The following is a 12,144-nucleotide window of genomic DNA, read 5'->3' as shown; positions in this document are numbered from 1 at the left end:
ATGTTAAATTAAACTACAAACCATAAATTTTATTTGGAAATAAAAACCAAATTCGTTACATTTGCAAGCTAAATAATCCCAATAAAAATATGAAAAAACTTTTTTTACCTTATCGATGGCACTGATGTCAACATTGGTGCTCGCCGTACCGGCCAAACGAGGCATGTGGAAAACGGTGAAAATGGCTGACGGCACTGAAGTCAGAGTAGAACTACGCGGTGACGAATTCTGCAGCTACTGGCAGGCAGCTGACGGCCGCAAACTAGTACAGAACAACACTACAGGCTTTTACGAGCTTGCCGACATGAAGGCAATGACAGCAAGAGCCGACCAGATGAGGCAATCGGCACGCCGCAATAAGAAGAACATACAGACAAGAGGCTCGCTCGGAGGCGACCACCAGCCATACGTTGGTATGAAAAAAGGTCTTATCATACTCGTGCAGTTTGCCGACACCAAATTCTGGGCCGACCATACTCCTGCACTCTATCAGCGCATTGCCAACGAGGAAGGCTTCAAAGAGCTCGACTTCAACGGTAGTGTGAAAGACTACTTCAAGGCACAGAGCTACGGACAGTTTGAGCTCGACTTCGACATCGCCGGCCCTGTAACTCTGCCTAACGGATATGCATACTACGGCAAGCCTACTAACGGACAGAACGACAACAACACTGCACTCGGCGAAATGGTTATGGACGCCTGCAAGGCTGTTGACGAAAGCATAGACTTCACTAACTACGACTGGGACGGCGACGGAGAGGTTGACCAGGTGTTCATCCTTTACGCAGGACACGGCGAGGCTTCTTGGGACGACAGAAACACTATCTGGCCTCACGAGTGGAACTTGCACTCAGCTCTCGGCAGAACACTCACACTCGACGGCGTAACCATCGACACTTATGCCTGCAGCTGCGAGCTCGGCGTCAAGACAAGCCAGGGTTATGCTGAATGTATTGACGGTATCGGTACTATCTGCCACGAATTCTCTCACTGTCTCGGACTTGCCGACATGTATGACACATCTTACAGCGGCAACTACGGCATGGGCGACTGGGACATTATGGACCAGGGAAGCTACAACGGCGACAGCTATCTGCCGGCTAACTACACCAGCTACGAGCGTATGTACGCAGGATGGATTGAGCCTACTGAACTTAAAGAAAACTGCCAGATAGACAACATGAAGGCTCTGGCTGAAACAGGTGAGGCTTACATCATATATAACGACAACGACAAAGACGAGTATTATCTGCTCGAGAACAGACAGTTGAGCGGATGGGATGCAGGTCTGCCTAACTCAGGACTGCTCATCCTGCACGTTGACTTCGACGCCAAAGTATGGCAGCAGAACCTCGTGAACAGCACATCACGTCAGCGCTGCACCATATTCATCGCCGACAATGACCCTGAAAACAACGACGCAGGCGACATCTATCCTTATCAATACAACAACAGCCTGACTAACACTTCTACACCGGCCGCTACACTTAACAACATGAACAAGGACGGTTCTAAGTACATGAACAAGTCGGTAAGAAACATCACAAAGAACAATGACGGCACAGTGTCATTCTCATTCGAGAACGAGAACAACTCTGACTCTGACTTCGATCTGCCGCAGTCATACATCTTCTATGAGTCATTCGACAAGTGCAACGGCAAGGGCGGTAACGACGGCAACTTCAGCGCAACGACATCAGGCTCTGTACAGTATGACAACACAGGATGGTCTTCAACAAGTTCTCGCAGCGCTTACCAGTGCGCACAGTACGGCTCAAGCATGATGGCAGGTAACGTTACAACACCTGAAATAACTGTAGACGGAACATACACACTGCAGTTCAAGGCTGCTCCTTACGCAAGCGAGGCTAACACTATCTACGTTGAGGTTAAGGAAGGCAACGGAACACTGTCTAAGCCTTCATTCGTACTGAAGAACAACAAGTGGTCTGCATTCAGCACAGAGCTGACAGCTAACGGACCGGTTAAACTCAGATTCTACGTTAACTCAGGCCGCTTCTATCTCGACAAGGTTTGTCTGAGCAACACATCTACAGGCATCAGCAACACCGTTACTGACAATGAGGTTAAGGACAACCGCATATTCAGCATCGACGGACGCTACATGGGCAAAGACCTTAACAGCCTGAAGAAGGGCATCTATATCATCAACGGAAAGAAGATTATCAAATAATCGTCATAACCTTCACCAAAAGGGCGGGCCAAGGCCTGCCCTTTTTTATTACCGCCACAGCCGCGGCCGGCAGCCACAAGACAGCCGGAAACGAGCTGAAAGCAACAGCATTCAACAACAAAACAAAGATATCATGAAGCTATATTACATCTTTCACAGCTGCTTTATGCTTGAGGCCGAGCAGTGTGTCATCATCTTCGACTACTGGAAAGACTCACCCGACAGCAACGTCAAACACATGCTTGAGCACACAGACAAGCGCGTCTACTTCATGGCAAGTCATTTTCACGAAGACCACTTCAACCCCGAAATCTTTAGTCTGAACGTGTCAAACGGACAGAAACGTATAATTCTGTCGCGCGACATAGTAAGGCGCCGCAGAGCGAAAGAAACAGACGCTGACGTGCTTCTGCGCAGAGGCGACACCTACAGCGACGACATGATAAGCGTAAAAGCCTTCGGATCTACCGACGCCGGAGTGTCGTTTATGGTAGAAACGGACGGAAAGAAGGTGTTTCACGCCGGCGACCTGAATAACTGGCACTGGGAAGATGAGTCTACTCCACAGGAAGTCAAAAAGATGGAGGGCGACTTCATGGCTGTGCTGCGCGACATAAAAGCAGAATATCCGGCAGTCGACCTTGCCATGTTCCCCGTCGACCCGCGGCTCGGCACCGACTTTGCACGCGGTGCACGGCAATGGATTCAGACGATAAAGACAACCTATATGGCACCTATGCACTTCCCGCCGGCAAGAGAGAAGGCCATGACCTTCGGCAAAGAGGCAGAATTCCGCGGCACTAAGTTTCTCTACATACACCGCGAAGGCGAAGAGATAGGAACACTGTAATATACACGCAAGAAAAATAAGCGCCTCAAACTGTATTATTGACAGTTTGAGGCGCAGTGATTATGAATAAAAAGGTTGGTTATAAAAACACATTAATGTTTCACCTGGAACTTCATTGTCTTACGTGCGTTTCCGGCCTGGACCTCCAGCACATAGATACCATTCTTAACCGAAGATATGTTTACAACATTGCTTGTGTCTGTCACCTTGCTGCTATAAACCTTACGGCCGGTAAGATCGTATAGATTAACATGGGCGTTGCCGTCACTAAGCATATCAATATGAAGTTCGTCCGTTGCGGGGTTAGGATATACGGTAACGTCAGCTATACCTGTACCCTGCTCACGATCCTCAAGCCACTGCTTAAGGTCAAGCATATAACCGAATACATTCTGGCCTTCCATACCATAACCTATCACAAAGCGTCCGTTAGGCGACATGTCGTAAGCCGAACACAACGTACCGGTATACTCTGCACCAAGCACATTTCTTGCAAAGTCATTGATATCCATGATACCGTCTTCCTTTGTCCATATCCAGCCGCTCTCGCCTGTGCCATACCAGCCAATAGCGATATCACCTTCATTATTAATGTCAGACACAGTTCCGCCGACACCATTGTCTGTAAGCTCTACAATACCGGTTTCAATACTATAAATATACGGATTCTTTATTATAGAAGCCTCGCCACCTTTACCGCCTAGCCATTTACCGTCTGAAGATACACATCTCAGTTCAAGGGCAAGATTCTCCATTAGACTTGTTTCATCTTTAAAATTTATATCCTCCTCTGATACACCTTCATGACTATATATAAATTCCTGAGTATACCCGTCTGCACCTTTGCGCCATACAGAAGCATACCAAGGTCCCAAAAAGTCCTGCCATCCTACAACGACACTTCCGTCATAACTTGCACCATTAGCGCGGGTTGCCCTGTATTCAACACGTGTTCCAAGGTCAACAGGCACACCTGTTTCTGTACTCCATACCGTAGCATGACTACGGAATCCTCCATCAGACTCTTTCCACGGCGCCAAACCTACTACATATTTACCATCTCCAGAAATATCATACGGTGAACCAAAAGAAATATCATTTACATAACCCGTACTCTTCAGCGGTGTCCATTCTTGTGTTTCCATGTCATAAAGAGAAGATATTGCGCCATTCTTTGTTTCTGCCACAGGCTTGCGCATAAGACATCCGTCAGTACCTCCTACCATTAAGGCTGTAGATGTTTGATTAATAGCATAAATGTCTGAACTGACACCAAGTTCTTCTCCTTCATTCACCCAAGTCTCTCCATAGTCTTCTGAAGAATATATTTGGCCATCGGCTCCTGCCACAACAAGTTTCTCTCCATCAAAAGCTACGGTATACCACTTATAATCTCCGCTTCCGTCGTCTACGTGCCTACGTTCCCAATAAGAGCTTCCGTCTGTACAAATATAGACATTGCCATTACCACACACAGCTGCAAGTTTGCCTTCACCTGAAACGGCTATTTTGGTAAACTTGGCATTACTTCCACCATAATAGATGCTTTCCCAAGTCTTGCCGTTGTCTGTAGACTTATAGACATTTCCGTCATTCGTTGCCATATAGAAATTTGTACCGTCATTGACTATGCTCGTTGGCATACCTGTGAGGCCTTTGACACCTTCTGTTACATCCGTAAACGAAATACCCGTAGTATAAATGCCCTCACCATTATCGCATTGCCATACGCCTGCCGTTCCGTCCTCATACTCAACGGCAATAACTCCGCAATAAGGTGCCGCATCAATAAAGTTGATAGCATGATAACTCTTCACGTTTTTAGTAAGACCTTCAGGACGCGGATCTGCTTCATTCAACCACTGGTTGCCCAGGTTGCCCTGATAGAACAATCCGTTATCACCACCCAAGAGAATACATCCTCTATAAAATACAGAGAAAGTATTTATTGCTCCCTGCTTCAGACCGTTCTGTATACAATTATTATCGTATATCTTCCAAACCTCACCTTCGTTAACGGTACGCAACACAACGCTGTTACCTGTCTCTGTGTCAACACCCACAGCAACACCATAGAACAAAACGTCCGGAGTAGTAAGATACATATCTTTTATTTGAACCGTAGGCATATCAATAGTATTGGTCCATCCTTTACTTACCAATACATCAGCAAGAGTCACAGCAGAAATAATCTTTCCGTCATCTGAAAAGCGGCCATGTCCTCCAATACCATCACCTGGTCCGATACCGCCAATAAGCTCAAGATCTTCAGCACTCTGGTTTGGTCCTTTCTCAACTGCTCTCCACAGATAATAAGGAGTATTAAGGTCTGGAAAACCAACGGCAACACCGTCATTGTTAACACCCGTAAGGTTCATTTGTGTGTTCACCTTATAAATTGTCTGACCGACAACAGGTACACAACATGCAGAAAGAGCTGCTGCAAGTGTAACAATAGTAATACTTTTTTTCATAATATAAATATTTAGTTTAACTTACGAATCTGTGCGTAAAATTACAAATCTAAATAATATCTTTATACTTTTTCTACAGGACAATACGCCGGACACGAATGTTAAAAAAATTAAGATATAATATAACATTCTGATTTACAACACAATAAAGGGACCGGACAAATTTCAAAAAAAGTAAAAACCAATCATTATGAATTCTGACAAAACATTGTTTTGCAAAAAAGATTGTCGCCGCTTTTATGTAAACATGACAACCATGGCAATAAAAAAAGAAACAAGAAAAAGAACAAATAAGAATCTATACAACAGCAGGAACCATAAATTTGCCGATTAAAATCTAATCAGTCATAGACCTGCCAAAATATGATTTTGCAAAACAAGTACGTTGATGTTTCTGTCTTCTTTATGTTTTCTATTTCCATCAACCCTTTCTTTACATATCCATCATGGCAGCGAAAAAGCATGCAGCGATTCTCTTTAAATTCTGTAGGATTCTAATTACAGTTTAGAAAGACAGATATAATGACAGATTAGGAATAAAAAAATCCGCACGTAAAATCTAATTACGTACGGATTATATCTGAATATTTATTATTACGCCTTAAGCATCGATGTTTGCGTATGTGGCGTTCTGCTCGATAAACTGGCGTCGCGGTTCAACGTCGTCGCCCATAAGCATTGAGAATATCTCGTCGGCCTCTGCGGCATTCTCTATCGTAACCTGTTTCAGCAGACGTGTCTCGGGATTCATTGTCGTCTCCCAAAGCTGCTCCGGGTTCATCTCACCCAAACCTTTATATCGCTGAGTGTGTATGCTCTTGCCGTCGTCAACGCCGTTACCATACTTGTCGAGGAATGCCTGGCGCTGCTGGTCGGTATAGCAATACTCCTTCACCTTGTTCTTATATGTGCAGAGATAAAGCGGCGGAGTGGCTATATAGAGATGTCCGTCCTGAATAACCTTAGGCATGAAGCGGTAGAACAGAGTCATTATAAGGGTGTCGATGTGTGAACCATCGACGTCGGCATCGGTCATTATGATAATCTTGTCATAGCGCAACTTTTCGATGTTTGCCTCCTTGTCGTCCTCGCCGTCAACGCCGAAGCGCACACCTATACTCTGTATGATGTTCATAACCGACTCGCTCTCGAACACCTTGTGCCACATAACCTTCTCCACGTTAAGAATCTTTCCGCGCAGCGGTAGTATGGCCTGTGTGTAGCGGTCGCGTCCCTGCTTGGCAGAACCGCCGGCCGAGTCTCCCTCGACGAGGAATATCTCGCATTCCTTCGGGTCTTTGTTTGAGCAGTCAGCAAGCTTTCCGGGCAGACCGCCTCCGGTCATAGGATTCTTGCGCTGAACGCTCTCGCGTGCCTTGCGTGCCGCGATACGTGCCGTTGCAGCCAGTATCACCTTGTCGCATATCTGCTTTGCCTCCTTCGGATGTTCCTCGAGATAATATGTCAGAGCCTCTGACACAGCCTGCTGAACGGCTCCGGTAACCTCGCTGTTGCCCAGTTTTGTCTTTGTCTGACCTTCAAACTGCGGCTCAGCCACCTTTATCGAGATAACGGCCGTAAGTCCTTCGCGGAAGTCCTCGCCTGCAATCTCTATCTTTGCCTTCTCGATCTGCTTTGATATAACAGGGTCGTTGTCGGCATATTTCTTCAAAGTACGTGTCAGCGCCATGCGGAAACCTACGAGATGCGTACCGCCTTCGATGGTGTTGATGTTGTTCACGTATGAATGGATGTTCTCGCTGTAGTCAGTGTTATACATCACAGCCACCTCGATAGGTATGCCCTGCTTCTCTGTCTTCAGATAGATAACGTCATCGAACAGATGTGTGCGGTGACGGTCGATATAGCGCACAAACTCTTTCAGTCCGTCCTTGGCATGGAACACTTCCTGCCTTGTCTTGCCTTCCTCGTCGGGACGAAGGTCTGTAAGCGTAATCTTTATGCCGGCGTTAAGATATGCCAGCTCGCGCATACGCTTGGCTATTATGTCGTATTTATACAGTGTCGTGGTGAATATTGTAGGGTCTGGCCAGAACTGCTGGCGTGTACCGCGCAGCTCAGTCTCGCCAACCACCTTTACAGGATACAGCGGCTTACCCTTCTCATACTCCTGCTGATATATCTTTCCGTCGCGGAACACCTGTGACAGCATGTGTGTAGAAAGCGCGTTGACGCACGACACACCCACACCGTGCAGACCTCCTGACACCTTGTATGAGCCTTTGTCGAACTTACCGCCCGCATGCAGCACGGTCATTACCACTTCAAGAGCCGACTTATGCAGTTTTTCGTGTTCATCCACAGGGATACCACGACCGTTGTCCTGCACGGTTATAGAGTTGTCTTCGTTTATCGTAACTTCAATATGGGTACAGTATCCGGCCATGGCCTCATCGATAGAGTTGTCCACTGTCTCGTTCACCAAGTGGTGAAGACCCTTCTCGCTGATGTCGCCTATGTACATTGCCGGACGCTTGCGCACGGCCTCAAGGCCTTCAAGCACCTGTATGTTACTGGCTGAATAATTATTCTCGTTGATTTGATTTTCTGCCATTTCGCTTCAATGTAAATTAACGTGCAAATATACAAAAAATCTGCGACACGGCGAAGGCTTTTAACTATAAAAAAGTGAAATGACGGTGTTTAACTACACCATAAGCACCTTTGCCCACAATATTACGGCAAAAGCCCGAAACGGCAGCCAAAGCGGTGCCACACGCTGTCATGCACCATGCTTCATGACGCTCATGACAACAATAAAAACACAAGAAAGGAAAGGAGCAAACCGGCAAACAACAAAAAAGGCTGCAATCTTTGTTGATCACAGCCCTTATTGTCTCTTATTTATAATTTAATTTATCCCAATTTGCTGATGTGGCACGCCAGCTTTGACTTAAGATTAGAAGCCTTGTTCTTGTGGATGATATTGGTCTTAGCCAGCTTATCAAGCATCTTCTGTACACTAGGATACAGCTTCAGAGCTTCTTCCTTGTCTGTTATAGCGCGCAGCTTACGCACTGCATTACGCATTGTCTTTGCATAATATCTATTGTGCAATGTTCTTTTCTTCTCCTGACGGATTCTCTTAACTGATGATTTGTGGTTTGCCATCTTTGTTATTATTCCTTTTTATTTTGTTAGTAGTCCCTAGGAGAGTCGAACTCCTCTTTAGAGAATGAAAATCTCTCGTCCTAGCCGATAGACGAAGGGACCATTTGATAAATTTGCGGTGCAAAGGTAGTGGTTTTATTTTAAACCTCCAAATTTTTCTGCAACTTTTTTATCAAAAACCATAAAATTCTTGTATTTTTGCAGATATGATAACAAAAACAAGGGCTTTAGTGCTGCATTCGTTCAAATATGGAGAGCAACAGATGATTGTTGACTTTCTCACCGAAACATGCGGCAGAACGTCGTGCATTATAAAGATTCCGACATCGGCAAGGGGCAAGCTCAAGAAGCAATACTTCCAGCCGCTGTTCATTCTCGACACCGACATCGACATAAGACAGAACGCCAGACTGCAGCGGCTGAAGGACGCACGCATAGCGGTGCCCTTCACGTCGATACCGTTTAACCCATACAAAACGGCCATCTCGCTCTTCATGGCCGAATTTCTGCGCTGCACCACACGCCGCGAGCAGACCGACCCAACCACATTCTCATATATAGAGAACAGCATCAGATGGCTCGACGGATGCGGCGAGGGCTTTGCCAACTTCCACATTGTGTTCATGATGCGCCTGTCGAGATTTCTCGGATTTTATCCCAATACAGACAACTACGAGCCGGGCGACTGGTTCGACATGAGGAGCAGCTGCTTCTGCCGTCAAAGGCCGATGCACGTCGACGTGCTCAGTCCTGACGACGCGCGCAAGATAGGACTGCTGCTGCGCATGAACTATGCCACGATGCACCTTTACCGCATGTCGCACTTTGACCGCAACAGGATGGTGGACACCATAATAAGCTATTACCGCATACACATGCCCGAACTGCCAGAGCTGAAGTCGCTGCAGGTGCTTAAGGAGCTGTTTGCCGATTGAGCATACACAGATGCCGTTACAGCATCATCTTCTATAAAATAATTATTAATGAAAAAAGAATGGCGTAGCCACGGCATAGACCGCAGTTGCGCCATAATTATAATACCATTCAACTTCTGACTCTACAGCACGCAGCTCATGCAAAACGTTTCATGTAGCGACATAACGCCACAATGGCATGGTGATTCATACTGAAATCAATAGTCGTGCTTCTGCTCCTCATACTGCTGTATGCTCTGTGCCTTCTTACGCTGACGTAGTTTTCCGCCTGATATTGTGTACGACAGCTTTAGTCCTATATAGGCCCCATGACTGAGTTTCTCGCGTCTGTAAGCCAGGTCGTTCTTGGTTACTTTTGTTACGCGCGGAGTGTACGGTGGCGTAACGGTGAGTCCTACTTGCAGCCTCTTTTTCATGAAGCTCTTGGCAACAGTCATACCTACATTCCATACAGTGTTCATATAAGTCTCGCCGTTAAAATATTTTTCCGGGTCGTATGCACCGTCTATGTTTATAATCCAGTTATGTTTCAGCCACATGGTGCAAGTAGCATACAGATACCATCTGAACTTGTTGCTGTATCCGTATTCAGGCTGCCGGAACGTATCCCATGCTGCATATCCCGAAACCTTGAAGTATAACCACTTTGTAGGATACTTGGCCCATTGTACGAGTATCATCTTCGTATCTGCGCCGTCGCTGTTGCGCAACACAGAGCGTGTACTTCCCGGATTGTCAGGATCAGCTTCTTCAGCATAGAATGTGCTTTTTTCCTCTTTCGTATACGAGAGTCTTACGTCAAACTGGTTGAACAGCGACAGCCTTAAGTCAACCATATGTCTCGACGGGACATCCAGATAAGGGTTTCCCATGCTGTAGTGGTTGGCTCCGTCGTACACTCTGTATGTGCTTATTCCGTCGTAAGGCAACCCGTAGACAGTGCGCTGATAGCTAAGACTGACGTTATGCCGGTGTTTGCGGCTCAGCTCATATCTCAGCACTGCCGAAGGACACAGACTCCAGTAGTCGCGTTTATCTGTCAGTCCGTTGGCAGTTACTTTCAGATTGTTATACTGCACCCTCAAGTTTGCGTTATACGACAGTTTGCCTGCCGCTCCGGAATATGATGCGAATATTGCCGGCTCATGGTCTGTAACGCTCTGACGCATACTCATCACATGCTCTGTCTCGCTAAAATCAGTCAGTTTATAGTCAAGTCCTGTCGTCAGTGTGTTTCCGTTCTGCTGTACGTTCTGCCATGTAGACTTTACACGCAGCAGTTTTGTATAATTGTCGGCATTTTGCGAATAGCCCGGCCTCAAACCAGCCGAGGCTATCACATTATAGTTGTCTTCACGGTTTCTCTTGTACCAAAGGTAGTCGGCCGTGACATTAAGGTTCGATCCTCTGTCGTTTATCTTCCAGTTGTAGAATGCCGTTCCGTTCAGCGTAAGGTTGGTCTGCGGCCTCCACGTAACGGTGCCGTAATCAGCCGTCTGCCCTTCAGCTGTCTCGTTTATGTCGGCCCCAAGCGTACCCTTGTTTCTGAGATATGACACGCCGGCCGTTATTCCCACCTGCCGGTTATGTCCAGCGTCGGCTGTGATGCTGAGCCAGTCGCCGAAGGTGTTAGAATTGTTCATATATTTTTCATCGCTCACAGACATGCCTGAACCCGACTGCGTATATGTTCTGTATTTTTCGCTTGACAAGCCCCTGTCGTACATAACGGCGTTATATATAGTAAACCGTCCTGTGCTTCCCATCTGATAACTCTTAAAGCCGTAGCCGTCATATCCGTTTTCTGTCTTTGCCGACGTCTCGCCTCCGATGCCTATCAGATAACCCTTTTCTCTGTGTTTCAGCCAGATTCTCATTATTCCGCCGGGATTGCCCGCACTCTCTGAGCCGTTGTTGAAATAGTCGACCTCTATGCGCTCTATCAGTTCCGGGCGCAGCATCTTGAGCTGTTCACGGTTAACAATCTTGACTCCATCTATATAAATGGCGCTTGCGGCCTGGTTGTATATAGATACAGAGCCGTCTGTCGAGCTAACATAAGGCAGCAGCGACAGCATCTGGTCCATGGTCAACATATCCGAGAGTTTACTGTTGGTCAGGTTCAATGAGAATCCGTTGGCCTTCTGCCTTATTCTCGATGTAACCACAGTTATGTTGTCGAGACTCATGTCGCGGTTTATGGAGTCTATGACAGCCGAATCAGACACAACGCCGTTATTTTCATTAGCCACGGCACAAACATCTATCGAAAACGGCAATAGCGTTGTTAGAAATAAAATGATGTTTTTCATAAGCAAATATCTCTTTTCGCCATGCACGCAGAATTGCCGGATTTGTGTCGGTGTCTTGTCTGCTGCACAGTGGCTTTATTTTACATTCAATTCAATAAAATTATTGCTAAAATCATGCCATGATATGTATCTCTCTGTTAATCAACGAGATAACCGTATTTCGTATTTTTGCATGTGTCTAAATATTTGACAGCGGTGTATAAATATTAGACACTCTGAGCCTTTACAGATGCTGATATGATGCTGT

8 protein-coding genes are annotated in these 12,144 nt (G+C 46.3%); 4 read left to right on the top strand and 4 right to left on the bottom strand.

Going from position 1 to position 12,144, the window contains the following annotated elements:
• Nucleotides 1-115: 115 nt before the first annotated feature.
• Together ACU52_RS07975 and ACU52_RS07970 are read left to right on the top strand one after the other, a co-directional pair.
• Nucleotides 116-2,194, top strand: coding sequence for a M6 family metalloprotease domain-containing protein (locus ACU52_RS07975; RefSeq protein WP_053398409.1), 2,079 nt, complete (start codon nt 116-118; stop codon nt 2,192-2,194).
• A gap of 133 nt (nt 2,195-2,327) precedes the next feature.
• Nucleotides 2,328-3,044, top strand: coding sequence for an MBL fold metallo-hydrolase (locus tag ACU52_RS07970; RefSeq protein WP_053398408.1), 717 nt, complete (start codon nt 2,328-2,330; stop codon nt 3,042-3,044).
• A 92-nt stretch (nt 3,045-3,136) separates the two neighbouring features.
• Here ACU52_RS07970 and ACU52_RS07965 read toward each other — a convergent pair whose 3' ends face one another.
• Complete coding sequence (locus tag ACU52_RS07965; protein WP_053398407.1) at nt 3,137-5,518, bottom strand: T9SS type A sorting domain-containing protein; 2,382 nt, start codon at nt 5,516-5,518, stop codon at nt 3,137-3,139.
• A 190-nt stretch (nt 5,519-5,708) separates the two neighbouring features.
• Here ACU52_RS07965 and ACU52_RS15075 point away from each other — a divergent pair, with 190 nt between their 5' ends.
• Nucleotides 5,709-5,852 carry a hypothetical protein gene (locus ACU52_RS15075; RefSeq protein ID WP_156316888.1) on the top strand — a complete coding sequence of 48 codons (144 nt, stop codon included), beginning with the start codon at nt 5,709-5,711 and terminating at the stop codon, nt 5,850-5,852.
• Nucleotides 5,853-6,119: 267 nt separating this feature from the next.
• Here the strand turns inward: ACU52_RS15075 and gyrB are convergent, their stop codons facing one another.
• Both gyrB and rpsT read right to left on the bottom strand, forming a co-directional pair.
• On the bottom strand, nt 6,120-8,093 hold the full coding sequence (gyrB, locus tag ACU52_RS07960) for a DNA topoisomerase (ATP-hydrolyzing) subunit B (RefSeq protein WP_053398406.1): 1,974 nt from the start codon (nt 8,091-8,093) through the stop codon (nt 6,120-6,122).
• A gap of 302 nt (nt 8,094-8,395) precedes the next feature.
• Nucleotides 8,396-8,650, bottom strand: coding sequence for a 30S ribosomal protein S20 (gene rpsT, locus ACU52_RS07950; protein WP_021854845.1), 255 nt, complete (start codon nt 8,648-8,650; stop codon nt 8,396-8,398).
• 206 nt (nt 8,651-8,856) lie between these two features.
• Here rpsT and recO point away from each other — a divergent pair, with 206 nt between their 5' ends.
• A complete protein-coding gene (recO, locus tag ACU52_RS07945; protein ID WP_053398405.1) occupies nt 8,857-9,585 on the top strand; it encodes a DNA repair protein RecO in 729 nt (242 codons plus the stop codon).
• 197 nt (nt 9,586-9,782) lie between these two features.
• On the opposite strand, the gene ACU52_RS07940 is transcribed toward recO, so the two are convergent.
• Complete coding sequence (locus ACU52_RS07940) at nt 9,783-11,897, bottom strand: outer membrane beta-barrel protein (RefSeq protein ID WP_147630815.1); 2,115 nt, start codon at nt 11,895-11,897, stop codon at nt 9,783-9,785.
• Between the last annotated feature and the right edge of the window lie 247 nt (nt 11,898-12,144).

It is taken from the genome of Xylanibacter rarus (assembly GCF_001275135.1).
Taxonomy (GTDB): domain Bacteria; phylum Bacteroidota; class Bacteroidia; order Bacteroidales; family Bacteroidaceae; genus Prevotella; species Prevotella rara.
This window is presented reverse-complemented; position numbering and strand designations above follow the sequence as displayed.

Excerpts from the sequence above, each read along its gene's own strand:
- ACU52_RS07965 (WP_053398407.1), bottom strand. The coding sequence starts at position 5,518 with ATGAAAAAAAGTATTACTATTGTTACACTTGCAGCAGCTCTTTCTGCA.
- ACU52_RS07940 (WP_147630815.1), bottom strand. The coding sequence starts at position 11,897 with ATGAAAAACATCATTTTATTTCTAACAACGCTATTGCCGTTTTCGATA.
- gyrB (WP_053398406.1), bottom strand. The coding sequence starts at position 8,093 with ATGGCAGAAAATCAAATCAACGAGAATAATTATTCAGCCAGTAACATA.
- recO (WP_053398405.1), top strand. The coding sequence starts at position 8,857 with ATGATAACAAAAACAAGGGCTTTAGTGCTGCATTCGTTCAAATATGGA.
- rpsT (WP_021854845.1), bottom strand. The coding sequence starts at position 8,650 with ATGGCAAACCACAAATCATCAGTTAAGAGAATCCGTCAGGAGAAGAAA.
- ACU52_RS07975 (WP_053398409.1), top strand. The coding sequence starts at position 116 with ATGGCACTGATGTCAACATTGGTGCTCGCCGTACCGGCCAAACGAGGC.
- ACU52_RS15075 (WP_156316888.1), top strand. The coding sequence starts at position 5,709 with ATGAATTCTGACAAAACATTGTTTTGCAAAAAAGATTGTCGCCGCTTT.
- ACU52_RS07970 (WP_053398408.1), top strand. The coding sequence starts at position 2,328 with ATGAAGCTATATTACATCTTTCACAGCTGCTTTATGCTTGAGGCCGAG.